Here is a 15,399-nt window from a genome sequence, read left to right on the forward strand (position 1 = left end):
CCTTTACAATCTCTCCCTATAATATGAATTGGACAAGCACCTAAGAGAAAGCAGAACATGTCAGTTTGTACATTCTATTAGTAGGGGGAGAATTTGTATGAAAAAGACAGTTGCTTCGTTAGCAGTTATGGCAGCATTATTACCGACGTTTTCAGTGCATGCGGAAGGGAAAGAGCAAGTCCGAAAATCAGCTACAACTTTTAACGTTATTAGTGATATTCAAGGGGATTTAGGGGACTTTGATCACGTGTTAAAAGATATGAACAAAGTGACGCCGCTTTCTAGAGCGCTTATTATGAATGGGGATATAACGCCAACTGGACAGCAGTCACAATATGATGATGTGAAGCGTGTGTTAAACAAAAATAAACATCCGGAAAATGTATGGTCAACTGTTGGGAATCATGAGTTTTATGCTGGGAAATGGACAGCTGACGGGAAACTTTCTCAAAATACATGGCCAAATGGTGTAACTGAGGAAACGCTATTTAACCGTTATCTGAAATTCAGTGGGCAAGAAAAGGTATATCATAAAAAAGAATTAGACGGTTATCCGCTTTTATTTTTAGGAACTGAAAAATATATGAAATACCATGATTCAAAAATGTGGGACGAAGTATATATGAGTGATGAACAATTAGGTTGGCTTAAACAAAATTTAGAAGAGTATAGCCAAAAAGATAAAAATAAACCAATTTTTATTTTCTCTCATCACGTTTTACCTGATACAGTATCTGGATCGAAACAATCACCATATTTACAAGATTATTTAAACGTGGATAAATTGTACGATATATTAAAAGACTATCCGCAAGTTGTTTTCTTTACGAGTCATACACATTGGGATTTAAACTTACCAGATTGGGCTGGTAAAAAGAAAATTGCAGGTGGAGATGAAAAAGGATTTACAGTTGTAAATACGGGCGGAATTGAAACAGGTTGGATGTCAGCTGGACCAAATGGTGGCGAGAAGAATGCTCCTGATGGATATTCATTTAAACAAGGACTGCAAGTGAAAGCATACGGTAACGATGTTGTCGTAACGGCTTACGATTATAAACGTGATAAGGATATTAAGAAATTATTAGTTAGTGATTCAAAAGTTGCGCAAATGGCACCAAATGTAACAGCTGATGATAGTAAAAACGTAATTGCCGATGCAACTGAATACATGGAGTACTCTATAGAAGGAACGAATGAGTGGTATACGTATAATAAAGCAAATCCTCCGAAATTTGATGGAGATAAAACTGTATACGTACGTCATAAAGGTGAAATGAATTTAGAGCCGGGATTAACGCAGTTACTTCGTTTTTCGGTAAATAAGTGATTGGAGGGAGTCCGCATTTGAATGTGTGGGCTCTTTTTATTTTGTCACTTTTTGTCGGTAAGTCGATATATTTGAGAAATCGCTGATATATTTTGAAAATCGCCGATATAAATTGAGAATCGCTGATATATTTGAAAAACCGCCGATATAAATTTCATGTACCGAATTTTGATATATTTTTCACCTCAGAAAGGTGACTTCATCATTTTTACATGTAATAATAGTATCGTTACATATATTGTGAAAGAAGTACAAAAGGAGCGTTACAATGAATTTAGCTAAATTCCCGAGAAAAACATATACAGAATCATATACACCAATTGAAAAGTTAAACAATTTTTCTGAAGTACTTGGTGGGCCGACTATTTATTTTAAACGAGATGATTTACTTGGTTTAACAGCAGGCGGTAATAAGACGAGAAAGTTAGAATTTCTAGTTGCGGATGCACAGGAAAAGGGTGCAGATACGTTAATTACAGCAGGTGGTATTCAGTCTAATCATTGCCGCCTGACACTGGCAGCTGCGGTAAAAGAGAAAATGAAATGTATCCTTGTATTAGAGGAAGGGCTTGAGCCAGAAGAGAAGCCAGACTTTAACGGAAACTATTTCTTATATCACTTATTAGGTGCTGAAAACGTAATTGTTGTACCAAACGGAGCAGATCTTATGGAAGAGATGCAGAAGGTAGCGAAAGAAGTAGGTGAAAAAGGTAGTACACCATATGTAATACCGGTTGGTGGATCAAACCCTACTGGCGCAATGGGATACGTTGCTTGTGCGCAAGAAATTATGGCGCAATCATTCGAGCAAGGAATTGATTTCAGTACAGTTGTTTGTGTAAGTGGTAGTGCGGGTATGCATGCTGGTTTAATTACTGGTTTTTCTGGAACGCAAAGCCAGATTCCTGTAATCGGAATTAACGTAAGTAGAGGAAAAGCTGAGCAAGAAGAGAAAGTAGCAAAACTTGTAGATGAAACTTCAGCTCACGTTGGTATCCCAAGCTTTATCCCGCGCGAAGCCGTTACATGCTTTGATGAATATGTAGGACCAGGATACGCTTTACCAACACCAGAAATGGTTGAAGCAGTTCAGTTACTTGCGAAAACTGAAGGTATTTTACTTGATCCAGTGTATACAGGTAAAGCAGTGGCGGGACTCATTGATTTAATTAGAAAAGGTACATTTAATAAAGAAGATAACATTTTATTCGTACATTCAGGTGGCTCTCCAGCTTTATATGCGAATACATCTCTATTTGCGTAAGTGTAAAAAGCATTGGGTATCCAATGCTTTTTTGTTATATACGGTACTTAGCATTTCTATTTTATTAATTTTATTTGTGGCTTATGGGGTGTATTCTTATTTTACATCTTGAAAGCATAAATGAAGTAAACCATTATATATTAAAGGCGAAGTGCGCTATGCAAATTAGAAATTTCTTTTTAGTCTTCATCGTGATTTGTTTATTTGAAGTAGCAGGTTGCTCAAATAATATAGGAAATGACGAGCAAACAGTCGAAGTGCAAAAACGTGTTGGTGATAATATATATGAGGATTTGAATGTAGTTACAGACAATAATGAAGTGTTGCAAGTAAAGAAGATATTAAAAGATACTCATTTTGAAAATAAAAAAGTCGGTTCTTTCGTAAAGGAACCGGCTTTTGTAGAATTTTGCTTAGTGTACGAAATTCGCGTTTTGTTGGTGCTACCACATCGCCATCAAGCTAACAGATGCAATCACCTTCAACTATCCCTTTAATTATAATTACGTTTAGGTATGTTTTTAATAAAAGCTTTCTTAATGAACATATATCCAGATACAAGGTAATAGATGTTTTTATTATTTGAAAGACGAGGAAAAAACTTAGATGGAGTATTTGGAAGGATACGTTGAGAGGCATGTTTAAGAAGACTAAATCAATGGAAAAGGAAATGTTTTTTTAAGTCTGGGCTATGGACCTATCCTCCCGTTCTGATTAACTAAAAGAAGAATTTCCCTATACCGATTAGACTACTAATCATTCCTACTCCACTCATGGTGCCTTTGCCTACTGTAAGTAAGTTTCCAAGCATTCCTGGCTGACCGTTACCTCCGTTATTTCCCCATCCCATTGGGGCCCACGGACCACCCCATCCTGGAGGGTTTCCAAAAACACCCCATTTATTGGTACTAAAATTAAAAGGCTTGGCTGGCGGCGATAGTAAAGCAGCAAGATGACCTTGTGCGAACATCCCTGTATGATTAAATGGTTGGGCCCAGGGGAAGGGAGGTTTTTGAAAATTAAAACCTGCATGACCTGGTAATGGAGTCCAATTAGCAGGATGACCTTGGGGCATTATCCCTACATAATTGATTGGCTGTCCCCAAGAGAAGGGAAGGGGTTGGGAATTGAATCCCGTATAATTGGATGATGAATCCCAACTAACTGGATAGACTCGATAACTCCAATTCTCAGGAATCCCAAGACCAATTATTCCCTCAGCTTTGGTTATTTGGGGCTGTGAATATAATGATGATATTGAAATTTGGTTATTATATAGTTGCCCGTTCCCATTTGAATTCAAATACCAATATTGGTGCATACGCTGATTCCCCCTCACTTTAAAAATGTAATGTTAGACTTAGCCTATGTAATATTCCTTTTTATGGATGGTTACATAACTAGATCTACAAGCCCGTATTTAAAGAAATGGGTGCGTGGTCTTGGTGATTTTTCTCGCTGCCTGTAAAATTCTCAATGATTTAAAGTTTCACTTTATTTTAGAAGAGTATTTTCAGTTGCTTCTTTTGTTTATTTCAGCCTAATTTAATTTCCGCTAACAAACGTTTTTATAAAGGTTTAATCAACAAATAGATTTTAAAATGTTATGGTGAGAAAAGGGAATTGCTAAAAAGAGAATATCTATTCGAAGAGTTTGGCAAAATACTGCAAGGATAAAGTATTCTTGTGCAGATATGCAAACGATTTAAACGAATCAATGAAATTTATAATGAGGGAGCAAACAAATATATGAGTGAAACATTACATAAAAGAAAACCACCATATTTAATGCTTGTAATTCTTTTTATTGGGGCCTTTGTTTCATTTCTAAATAACTCGCTTTTAAATGTAGCTTTGCCATCAATAATGAAAGATTTAGACATTCAAGATTATTCAACGATCCAGTGGCTTTCTACAGGATATATGCTTGTTAGTGGTATATTAATTCCGGCATCAGCATTTTTAATAACCCGCTTCTCAAATAGGAGCTTATTTATTACATCTATGGTGATTTTTATTCTTGGGACTGCCTTAGCGGCTGTAGCACCGAACTTTGGTTTATTACTTACTGGTCGGATGGTTCAAGCGGCAGGCTCTTCAGTTATGGGACCTTTGTTAATGAATATTATGCTAGTAAGCTTTCCGAGAGAAAAAAGGGGAACAGCAATGGGGATTTTTGGACTAGTTATGATTACAGCTCCAGCAATTGGACCGACACTATCAGGTTATATTGTAGAGTATTATGACTGGCGTTTGCTTTTTGAAATGATTTTACCGTTAGCAATCATTAGCTTACTATTAGGGGTTTGGAAATCTGAAAATGTCATGAAACAAAATAAAAATGCAAAACTTGATTATCTCTCATTGCTATTATCTTCTGTCGGTTTTGGCGGTTTGTTATATGGATTCAGTTCTGCAAGCTCCGATGGTTGGACGAATAAAGTTGTTTTAACAACCTTAATCATAGGCGCTATTGCCCTAATTGCTTTCATTATTCGTCAATTAAAAATGGATGAGCCGTTATTGGATTTACGTGTTTACAAGTACCCAATGTTTGCACTTGCGTCTGTAATTGCAATTGTCAATGCGGTGGCCATGTTTTCAGGTATGATTTTAACACCAGCTTATGTACAAAACGTCCGTGGCATTTCGCCGCTGAACTCTGGGCTGATGATGCTTCCGGGTGCGGTAATAATGGGGGTTATGTCACCAATTACAGGTAAACTATTTGATAAATATGGCCCTCGGATTCTTGGCATAGTAGGACTTTCCATTACAGCTGTTTCAACTTATATGCTGGCAAACCTGCAACTCGACTCTAGTCACACGCATATTATTCTTATTTACACACTGCGGATGTTTGGGATGGCGATGGTGATGATGCCGCTTATGACAAATGGTCTTAATCAATTGCCAACTCGCTTAAATCCGCACGGTACAGCTGTTAATAATACAGCTCAACAAGTGTCCGGTTCGATTGGTACTGCTATTCTTATTACGATTATGAATTCTGTAACAAAAACAAAAGCTGAAAGTCTAATGGCTGATGTAGATCCAACAACCTTCACAGAAGCTACGAAGGCAATGTTAACGCAGAAGGCTTTATTATCCGGAATTCAGCATTCATTCTATGTAGCGCTTGGCATGAATGTTGTTGCACTACTATTAGTTTTTTTCGTTAAACGTGTAGATACAAGTGCGGAAGCTGTCGAGAGGTTAAATCGTTAAAGCAAAAAAACTCTTGATAATGATTCCTATAAGTTTTTTGCTGATTAGTTAGGCTGTGAAGAAATACAATTTTTTGTTGCTAAGGCGTCGGTATTTAAAGCTGGAAAAGAACCAGTGAAATAATTACATATAGTAAAAAGGATCTGATATTCATATCAGATCCTTTCAGATTGAAGACAAACACATTGTTCAATTAAATAATGTGTTTGTTTTTTATCTATTTCTCTATCCTTCTCAACCTTTTTATTCGGTGTTTTTTTATTTTTACTCAATATTTTCTACATGTAAACACTTAGTTTCACAGTAATAGCCTTTGCCGCCAACATAAACTTTTTCTATTTCATTCTTGCTATTGGTTGCTAATTTAACTAATATTTCGGAAGGCGAGTGTAAAGAATAACCTTGTTCAAATACATAGACTTCTTTTTGTAAGTAGTGCTGTTCATAAAGGTAGCAAGCTAATGCACCGTTTGAAGTTCCAGTCGCTGCTTCTTCATTGATATCGTATAGTGGAGCAAAGTTTCTGCATATAATTCGATTGTCATTAAAAGTATATAGATGCATCCCGACAACATCATAATACTTGCTGATTTTTTTAATTTTTTCAAAATTAGGTTGCATTGTATGTAATTGTGTTTCGCTTTTTATAGGAATTAAAATATCTTTTAAGCCCGTGGAGACAATTTGAATTGGGTATTTATTGTCTATATCTTTAATGTCAAAGCAGTCGATAAACTCATTTGGAGATATAACATCATAGAATATCGGTTCGTTTTGTTCCATGAATATGATGTCCTCTTTTATGGTAATAGTAAGAACACCGCTGTTCGTTTCAATCGTATAGCGATTCTTGAAAAGTTTATTTAAATGCATCAGTATCGTGAAAGAGCCAATTGTGGCATGTCCACATAAATCAACTTCTTCTTTTGGTGTAAAATACTCAATTTTATAATCAGCAATTTCAGATTCTGATATAAATGCGGTTTCCGCATAGCCCAGTTGTTTGGCTATTGCCATTTTTTGAGTAGTGGTCAATGTATTCTCCATAAATACCACTCCTGCTTTATTTCCGCCTTTATGATCCTTGCTAAATGCACTTGCAACATAAACAGATATTTTCATAAGACACCTTCCTCACTTATAGTAAATTGTAACATGGAAAGCACTACGTATAAATGTTGTTGGATAAATTTACTATAAAGCAAGAGACAAACTATTTTTTAGCATCGGAACTCTCTGGAAATAGTTTCACTAGTCAAACATTACTTACTTATCGTATTTGTTTGACTGGACATTAAAAACTATGGGCTTTCCAAATACTACAATCTTAAGCTCATCAACTTCTTTGTTTTGGGTGTTCGCTTTTCTTAGCTTGACGGATATGTAGTGCAACTGTAGCTGTAAAATAAAGTGTGATCAAAATATGTGGGGAGTTTTTAGATTATCTTTTAACACCAACATCATAATGCTCCAATTATAATAATTCGCTTCATTGTAAGTTAGTATTTTTTTCTGCAAATTATAAATCTAATGTCAACAAACAACTTAGATTACCAACCTTATAAGCAATATCATAATCATGAATAGTTAGGGAAAAGATAAAGTAAGGTAATCAATTACATATCTTTATCCCAGGCGATTGCTTGCTATCTTCTCTTTATTGAATGGGATATTTTATCCCGCTATTTGCCGGACAGTAAGACCTCCACCTCAAAATTCAGCGGAAGCAAAGAAGTTAGGTGGGGGTCGGGCTGCCCGTAAAAGCCCGATTGGTGAGGGCTGATTAAAGTTTCACTTTATTTCATGCTTTTTGAAAGGGTGTTTTTAATGGATAAAAAAGTATCTGCCATTCCTCAGCCGAAAACATATGGACCGCTGGGGAATCTCCCATTAATCGACAAAGATAAACCGACCTTATCTTTTATCAAGATAGCGGAAGAGTATGGTCCTATTTTTCAAATTCAAACTTTAAGTGATACTATCATTGTCGTTTCTGGACATGAACTGGTAGCAGAAGTCTGTGATGAAACAAGGTTCGATAAAAGTATAGATGGTGCTTTAGCGAAAGTTCGCGCCTTTGCTGGAGACGGATTATTTACAAGCGAGACTGACGAGCCTAACTGGAAAAAAGCTCATAATATTTTGATGCCTACATTCAGCCAACGGGCAATGAAAGATTACCATGCCATGATGGTCGATATTGCTGTACAACTCGTTCAAAAATGGGCAAGACTGAATCCGAATGAAAACGTAGATGTTCCGGAGGATATGACCCGCCTTACATTGGATACAATTGGTCTATGTGGTTTTAATTACCGATTTAATAGCTTTTATCGTGAGACCTCTCATCCTTTTATCACTAGCATGAGCCGTGCTCTAGATGAAGCGATGCACCAATTACAGCGACTGGATATAGAAGACAAACTCATGTGGAGAACGAAACGTCAATTTCAGCATGATATCCAATCCATGTTTTCTTTAGTAGATAATATTATTGCTGAACGTAAAAGTAATGGAAATCAAGAAGAAAATGATTTACTTGCCCGTATGTTAAATGTGCAGGATCCGGAAACTGGTGAAAAATTAGATGATGAAAATATTCGTTTTCAAATTATCACTTTTTTAATAGCTGGGCATGAGACAACAAGTGGATTGTTATCTTTTGCAATCTATTTTTTATTAAAGAATCCGGATAAGTTGAAAAAAGCCTATGAAGAAGTAGATCGGGTATTGACAGATCCTACTCCAACATATCAACAAGTTATGAAACTTAAGTACATACGGATGATTTTAAATGAATCGCTACGTCTATGGCCTACTGCTCCAGCATTCAGTCTCTATGCAAAAGAAGATACAGTAATTGGTGGGAAATATCCAATTAAGAAAGGAGAAGATCGTATTTCTGTTCTTATTCCACAGCTACATAGGGATAAAGACGCATGGGGAGACAATGTGGAAGAATTCCAACCTGAACGATTTGAAGAGCCGGATAAGGTTCCTCATCATGCTTATAAGCCATTTGGAAATGGTCAACGAGCATGTATCGGTATGCAGTTTGCACTTCATGAAGCCACTCTCGTAATGGGAATGCTTCTTCAACATTTTGAATTAATCGATTATCAAAACTATCAGCTGGACGTAAAACAAACATTAACGCTAAAGCCCGGTGATTTTAAGATTAGGATCCTTGCCCGAAATCAAACGATCAGCCATCCTACTGTCCTTGCACCTATAGAAGAGAAGCAGAAAGACCATGAAATCAAGCAGCAAGTTCAGAAGACTCCTTCTATTATTGGAGCTGATAATCTTTCGCTGCTTGTTCTGTATGGCTCGGATACAGGGGTAGCAGAAGGTATTGCAAGAGAACTAGCAGATACAGCTAGTTTAGAAGGTGTTCAAACGGAAGTGGTAGCTCTTAACGAGCGAATTGGAAGTCTGCCAAAAGAAGGAGCAGTTCTTATTGTGACTTCTTCTTATAATGGAAAGCCGCCAAGTAATGCAGGACAGTTTGTGCTGTGGTTGGAGGAATTAAAACCGGATGAGCTAAAAGGTGTTCAATACGCAGTTTTTGGTTGTGGAGATCACAATTGGGCTAGTACTTATCAGCGGATTCCAAGATACATTGATGAGCAAATGGCTCAAAAAGGAGCAACAAGATTTTCTAAACGCGGAGAAGCAGATGCAAGTGGTGATTTTGAGGAACAACTCGAGCAATGGAAACAAAGCATGTGGTCTGATGCGATGAGGGCATTTGGACTAGAACTTAACAAAAATATGGAAAAAGAGCGCAGTACTTTGAGTCTGCAATTTGTTAGTCGTCTTGGAGGATCTCCTCTTGCCCGAACATATGAAGCAGTTTATGCATCTATACTAGAAAATCGTGAACTCCAATCATCCAGCAGTGATAGAAGTACGCGGCATATCGAGGTATCCTTGCCAGAAGGGGCTACGTATCAAGAAGGAGACCACCTTGGAGTGCTGCCAATTAATAGCGAGAAAAATGTTAACCGAATTTTAAAACGCTTTGGATTAAATGGGAAGGATCAAGTCATACTGAGCGCAAGTGGGCGCAGTGTAAATCACATACCTTTAGACAGTCCTGTTAGTTTGTTTGACCTTATTAGTTATAGTGTCGAAGTGCAAGAAGCAGCCACTCGAGCACAAATACGAGAAATGGTGACATTCACAGCATGCCCTCCTCATAAAAAGGAATTGGAATCATTATTGGAAGAAGGAGTTTATCATGAAAGAATATTAAAGAAACGTATCTCAATGTTGGATCTGCTTGAAAAGTATGAGGCTTGTGAAATCCGATTTGAACGATTTTTAGAACTTCTTCCTGCGCTCAAACCGCGTTACTATTCTATTTCAAGCTCGCCACTCGTTGCACAGGATCGTCTGAGCATTACGGTTGGTGTTGTTAATGCACCTGCATGGAGTGGGGAAGGGACATATGAAGGCGTCGCTTCTAATTATTTAGCTCAGCGTCATAATAAAGATGAAATTATCTGTTTCATTCGAACGCCACAATCAAACTTTCAATTGCCTGAAAATCCAGAAACACCAATTATCATGGTGGGACCAGGTACTGGAATTGCACCATTCCGTGGATTCTTGCAAGCGCGTCGTGTTCAAAAGCAAAAAGGTATTAACTTAGGACAAGCGCATCTATATTTTGGTTGTCGTCATCCTGAAAAAGATTATCTTTATCGTACAGAACTAGAAAATGATGAAAGAGATGGATTAATCTCTTTACACACAGCTTTTTCTCGTCTAGAGGGACATCCAAAAACATATGTACAGCATTTAATAAAACAAGATAGAATCAATTTAATTTCGTTATTAGATAATGGAGCTCATCTTTATATATGTGGTGATGGAAGTAAAATGGCTCCGGATGTAGAAGATACCCTTTGTCAAGCATATGAAGAAATTCATGAAGTTAGTGAACAAGAAGCAAGGAATTGGTTGGATCATTTGCAACATGAAGGACGATACGGGAAAGATGTTTGGACTGGAATATAAATGATCCTTAATTAGATAAGTAATCTGTAACGAATGAACTTCTTTCGACTAAATGTTACTTTACAAAATAAACGTATGGATAAAAATCCCGTATTTTTTATGGAATACGGGATTTTTCTATTTTTTAATAAGCTGGACTGATATTGTAGAAAAAGAAAAAATCTCATATGAAACTAAATTAGAGTGTTACACATAGAGTAGGGCCGTTCTATTAAAAAACTAAGTTTGATTAAATAAATGCGATAAAATCTTGTCAAAAATAATGAAATTTCAGGAAAAATAAGGTACACTAGTCAATGGTTTTGGTTTAAAATCGATTGACGTTAATGTCTATGGGGGAAAAATTGATGAACAACAATACAGTAAATGAATCAGTTGAAGAAGTTCATAAAAAACGAGTAAGATCAAGAAAACGTTTTCCAAATTGGAAATTTATCGCAGCGGGTGTTGGTATAATTGCGCTTCTCGTTGGGGGAGTGAGTTATTATCAGGCAACTCACTTTAATTCGAATGTTACGATTAATGACACCAAAGTTGGTGGTATGAGTGCTGATCAGGCAATACAGAAATTAAAAACATCTGGACTAGCAAATAAAGTCTATGTCGATCAACAACAAATTTTAGATGAAAAAGAGACAAAAACAGAACTTACGGAAAAAGATTTGCCTCAAGTTAAGAAGCTATTAAAAAGCCAGTGGACATTTTTCCCTTCCTCAAAGGAAAAAAATTATTCAGTGCTACCGGAAAAGGCGGATCAGTATCGTAGTGAAACGATGAAAAAACTTGTAGAAGAAAAGCTCGTTTCTATGAATAAAGAATTAAAAGCACCTCAAGATGCTATGGCGAAGCTTGAACAAGGAAAAATTGTTATTTCGAAGAGCGTTGATGGAAAACAGTATGACGTTACTAGTCTATTGAAAGATTACGACAAGCAGAAATATAAAAGCGAAATTCATCTGAAGTCTACATACATACAGCCTATTAAAGAAGACGATCCAATTATCAAAAAAGAGGAGCAAGCACTACAGAATCTTCTTGGGCAGTCCGTTGAATATAAAGTACAGAATGAAGTGTATCCTTTAAAAGCGAAAGATTTAATTCAAAATGCCTCTATGTCAAAGGATATGAAAGTGACAATCGATGCGAGCGACATTAAGAAAAAGATTACTGAAATTAATAATGCTAAATCAACATTAAATAAAAATTTCAGCTTTAAAACCCATTCCGGTTCGGTTATATCAGTAAAAGGACAAGGCTACGGTTGGGCACTAGATGTTGAAAAAGAAACAAAACAAGTTCAACAAGCTTTTGAAAAGGGTGAAAAATCGCTATCTGCTTCTAATATTCACGGAAATGGTTGGGAGAAGGAAGGTATCGGTTATGAAACAACAGCGAATAACGGTATTGGAGACACGTATGCGGAAGTTTCAATTGCAGATCAACAAATTTGGATTTATAAAGATGGAAAATTAGCAGTCACAACAAATGTAGTAACTGGTAAACATAGCACGAGTGAAGATACATCACCAGGTGTGTGGTACGTCCTATATAAACGAACACCATACACGTTGAAAGGAAGCGCAGTAGGTAAAGCTGATTATGCAGTTAAAGTAGATTACTGGGTACCATTCACAAATAGCGGTCAAGGATTCCATGATGCTGGCTGGCGAACAAATTGGGCGAATAATGCCTATTTAACAGGGGGATCAGGTGGGTGTGTTAACCTTCTTCCTAATGTTGCAAAAACTGTGTATGATAATTTGAACACGTATGATCCAGTTATCGTGTACTAGAAAATAGCAATCTTGCGTGAAGCGATGTATGTATGAAGAACTTAAATTAAAAAAAGAAGCAGAAAATCGTGAGTGATTTTCTGCTTCTTTTTTATTATGTATACTATGTACTTCTCGTGTGCGGGGGGAACTGTTATCTAGGTACATTTATACATAACATGTGGTTATCAATTCAGAGAAAGGCATCTGATGGTATCTTTTCTTTATTTCCAAAAGGACTTGCTCAATATCATCATGGATTTTTATTGATGGCATTTATATATATACTTACTCATAGGAATAGAACTAGCTGAGTATTTACTGGGGGGATTAAGAATGAATAGGGATGAGACCTCATTACATCCTGATACGGGTGTTACGTCTGTCATGTTTGTTGAACGATCATTAAATGAAATTCGTTTTTGGTCTAGAATCATGAAGGAACATTCTTTTTTTCTTCGATTGGGGTTTAGATGTGAGGATACCCAACTAATCGAAGAAGCTAATCAATTTTATCGATTGTTTGAACATATTGAACAAATAGCGTATTCCTATACAAATGAAACAGATCCTGAGCAAATAAAAAGATTTAATTCAGAAGTACAACAAGCTGCAACTAATATTTGGGGATTTAAAAGAAAAATTTTAGGATTAATTCTCACATGTAAATTGCCAGGGCAAAATAATTTCCCACTGTTAGTTGACCATACAAGTAGGGAAGCTGATTATTTTAGAAAACGTTTAATTGAATTAAATGAAGGTAAATTAGATGCCCTTCCTGATGCTATTATTAAAGAAAATGTTTTCTTTTTAAGGATTATGGCAGACCATGCTAAATTTATTGGTCATCTTCTTGATCCATCTGAAAGAAAGCTTGTAGATACAGCACGGAATTTTAGCAATGATTTTGATGAATTAATGTATCAAGCAATTGACTTAGAATCTATGAAACCACAATCTCAAACAGTTCCTCTTTTAGATCAATTTTTAGATCAAAATCGTGTGTCAGTCACATCTCTTCGGGATTTTAAGAAAACGGCACGTGATTTAATTGAGCAATGTAAAATAAAGAGTATCATTCATCCATTATTAGCAGATCATGTATTTCGTGAAGCGGATAGATTTCTTGAAATCATTGATATGTTTGATGCTCATCTTACCAATATTAAATCACAACCTAGATATTAAAAAATAAGGAAAGATACTATTTTTCCTTAAGCTGAGAAGTTAACAATTTATTGTTAGCTTCTTTTCCTTGTGATTTTTAATATTTCCAAGCAATGTAATGAAGTATAATTAGCATATAAGCTACAAGAACAAGGCAAACAGCTTGTGAAAATAGATAAGTGATTTCCTTCTGCAAAGATGTGTCGCGGTTGTAGAAACAAAAAAGAAATGTCACTATCTGAAAGAACAATGTAGACGATCGGAATTAAAAATGTTGAATAAAATTGACAATGAATATCATTTGCATTTATTATGGAATCGTCCCATGTAATTGGATATGATTTTTGTGAAAAAAAGTCTACTTTTTTATTAATGTAATAGATTTCAATTAAAATGTCACTTTCAAGAACTATCACTAATTTTTTTATGAATTTAAACGTAGGAAAGGGTAAGTAAAAATGAACTGGAAAAAAGGCGGATTATGGATTATTATTTTTTTCATTGTAAAAGGTACGATTTCTACACTTTTACTTGTTACAGGTGCTAAATATTTTAATTTATCATATATGCAACTTTTCGTACTAGTACTGATCTTATTACTGATTTCTCTCATAAGTCGAAAATTGCTTTATAGACATAAACAAAATAAAAAGCAAAAAGAGCTAAATATATAATGAAGCCCCAGAGACCTTTGGATTTCTGGGGTTTTACTTTTGGAAATTCATCCCGCTATTTGCGGGTAGTAAAACTCCCATCATTTACAATCTAGTAATAATTCATATAACCAAGAATACTTGGGCTAACAGATTTTATTAGAGTGCCATTATCTTTTTGTAACCGAATAGATTCATTACCGTTTCAGACTTATGTATGAATTCATAACCTAACAGTAAAAGGGGGATGATTGAAAATATGGCGAGTAATGAGGAATCAATTTGTCGACAGTTTGCCAGAATTATCGGTGGACAAGAAGGATTCGCCGGTGGAAAATGTGTAGCAACAATAAATCGGGAGGAAATACGAGCAACAATCTTAGGAAAACGTTTTAGAGTAACAACTTCCTTCTCATTTGAATCAAGAGATCATAAAACTGGACGGGCATTATGTCTAGGCCGAGTAGCGCTCTTGCAAAAGGAAGTTACTGAATTTGTTGCTACAATTATTAAACAAGGTATAATTGTTTCGTCTATACACAATGAATGGTTATGTGATGATCCGAATTTGATTTACGTTAATATCGAAGACGTTGATGATCCACTAAATTTTGCAAAAAAAGTTAGAAGAGCGTTATGCAAGTAACAAATTTCTTTCGTTAAATGTTTGATTTTATTAATTAGAATTTTTTGGAATAGATTTAAGTGAATGATTTTATAAAAAAGAAGGCGTTCCATATTTGGAATGTCTTTTCTTAATAATTTTGCTGCTAATGTCGGCTGTTACATTATTTTAATTGATTATATGCTGCTTATCTTGCAACAATAAGAACTGGGTGAGGTATGTTAACTTGATGGCGATGAGCTTGGATTGTGGAAAACCTCCAGATTTTTATTAGCTGGTTAGTTGAAGAAGAATTTGTTCCACAACCATTAAGTTATTATAATACAAAAAATTCT

11 protein-coding genes and 1 pseudogene are annotated in these 15,399 nt (G+C 35.8%); 10 read left to right on the forward strand and 2 right to left on the reverse strand.

The window, feature by feature from the left end; translation table 11 throughout:
* Nucleotides 1-97 precede the first annotated feature (97 nt).
* From JDS81_RS06595 to JDS81_RS30285, 3 genes are all read left to right on the forward strand, one after another.
* Nucleotides 98-1,330, forward strand: a complete 1,233-nt coding sequence (locus tag JDS81_RS06595; RefSeq protein WP_097952208.1) for a DUF4073 domain-containing protein — start codon at nt 98-100, stop codon at nt 1,328-1,330.
* A gap of 268 nt (nt 1,331-1,598) precedes the next feature.
* A complete protein-coding gene (gene cuyA, locus JDS81_RS06600; RefSeq protein WP_097952206.1) occupies nt 1,599-2,594 on the forward strand; it encodes a D-cysteate sulfo-lyase in 996 nt (331 codons plus the stop codon).
* 158 nt (nt 2,595-2,752) lie between these two features.
* Complete coding sequence (locus JDS81_RS30285; protein WP_242481333.1) at nt 2,753-3,091, forward strand: hypothetical protein; 339 nt, start codon at nt 2,753-2,755, stop codon at nt 3,089-3,091.
* Between the two features lie 221 nt (nt 3,092-3,312).
* On the opposite strand, the gene JDS81_RS06610 is transcribed toward JDS81_RS30285, so the two are convergent.
* The gene (locus JDS81_RS06610; protein ID WP_097952204.1) at nt 3,313-3,915 is read right to left on the reverse strand and encodes a hypothetical protein; all 603 of its coding nucleotides are present in this window, start codon (nt 3,913-3,915) and stop codon (nt 3,313-3,315) included.
* A gap of 428 nt (nt 3,916-4,343) precedes the next feature.
* On the opposite strand from JDS81_RS06610, the gene JDS81_RS06615 reads away from it, so the two are divergent.
* Nucleotides 4,344-5,822, forward strand: a complete 1,479-nt coding sequence (locus JDS81_RS06615) for a DHA2 family efflux MFS transporter permease subunit (RefSeq protein ID WP_000005106.1) — start codon at nt 4,344-4,346, stop codon at nt 5,820-5,822.
* 264 nt (nt 5,823-6,086) lie between these two features.
* Here JDS81_RS06615 and JDS81_RS06620 read toward each other — a convergent pair whose 3' ends face one another.
* Nucleotides 6,087-6,944 (reverse strand): PhzF family phenazine biosynthesis protein, encoded by an 858-nt coding sequence (locus JDS81_RS06620; protein ID WP_097952202.1) that lies wholly within the window; start codon nt 6,942-6,944, stop codon nt 6,087-6,089.
* 705 nt (nt 6,945-7,649) lie between these two features.
* Here JDS81_RS06620 and cypD point away from each other — a divergent pair.
* The 6 genes and pseudogenes from cypD (at nt 7,650) to JDS81_RS06650 (ending at nt 15,085) form a co-directional block, all read left to right on the forward strand.
* Nucleotides 7,650-10,847, forward strand: coding sequence for a bifunctional P-450/NADPH--P450 reductase (cypD, locus tag JDS81_RS06625; protein WP_199688499.1), 3,198 nt, complete (start codon nt 7,650-7,652; stop codon nt 10,845-10,847).
* A gap of 347 nt (nt 10,848-11,194) precedes the next feature.
* The gene (locus tag JDS81_RS06630) at nt 11,195-12,640 is read left to right on the forward strand and encodes a L,D-transpeptidase family protein (RefSeq protein WP_097952197.1); all 1,446 of its coding nucleotides are present in this window, start codon (nt 11,195-11,197) and stop codon (nt 12,638-12,640) included.
* A 315-nt stretch (nt 12,641-12,955) separates the two neighbouring features.
* A complete protein-coding gene (locus JDS81_RS06635; RefSeq protein ID WP_001078035.1) occupies nt 12,956-13,807 on the forward strand; it encodes a DUF2935 domain-containing protein in 852 nt (283 codons plus the stop codon).
* A gap of 108 nt (nt 13,808-13,915) precedes the next feature.
* Nucleotides 13,916-14,035, forward strand: a pseudogene (locus tag JDS81_RS06640) (RNA-guided endonuclease TnpB family protein); the annotation flags it as partial.
* 209 nt (nt 14,036-14,244) lie between these two features.
* A complete protein-coding gene (locus JDS81_RS06645) occupies nt 14,245-14,460 on the forward strand; it encodes a hypothetical protein (RefSeq protein WP_001104095.1) in 216 nt (71 codons plus the stop codon).
* A 238-nt stretch (nt 14,461-14,698) separates the two neighbouring features.
* Nucleotides 14,699-15,085 carry a DUF1259 domain-containing protein gene (locus tag JDS81_RS06650; protein ID WP_142307101.1) on the forward strand — a complete coding sequence of 129 codons (387 nt, stop codon included), beginning with the start codon at nt 14,699-14,701 and terminating at the stop codon, nt 15,083-15,085.
* The last annotated feature ends 314 nt before the right edge of the window (nt 15,086-15,399 follow it).

Source organism: Bacillus cereus group sp. N31 (genome assembly GCF_016483245.1).
In the GTDB taxonomy this organism is placed as follows: domain Bacteria; phylum Bacillota; class Bacilli; order Bacillales; family Bacillaceae_G; genus Bacillus_A; species Bacillus_A toyonensis.